Raw genomic sequence first — 352 nt, forward strand, 5'->3', positions numbered from 1 at the left:
GATTGTAGTGGCATAGTTAATTTGGCCACCCATTAAGAAAGAAATGTTATGCTAATAAGCATACAAATTTGGGTGAAAAAATGACGAAATTAAAACGCGCAACGTACTCTGCTGCAATCAAATTAGAAACAGCTCAGCTTGTAGTTGACCAAGGCTACACACAAGAAGATGCAGCTAAGGCTATGGGTGTTGGTAAATCAACTGTAAGTAAGTGGGTAACTCAATTAAAGCAAGAGCGGAATGGCCAGACACCCACAGCCTCACCAATGACACCCGAACAAATTGAAATTCGTGAACTTAAAAAGCAAATTCAACGCATTGAATTAGAAAAGGATATATTAAAAAAGGCTAC

General features: G+C 38.4%; 1 protein-coding gene. It reads left to right on the top strand.

Annotation, left to right across the window (positions count from 1 at the left end):
* Positions 1–80: 80 nt before the first annotated feature.
* Positions 81–352, top strand: a 272-nt coding sequence (locus tag ACFI34_RS18800; RefSeq protein WP_462674601.1) for a transposase, incomplete at its 3' end; no start/stop codon positions are given.

The sequence above is a fragment of the Pseudoalteromonas sp. PSi26 genome, from assembly GCF_054960575.1.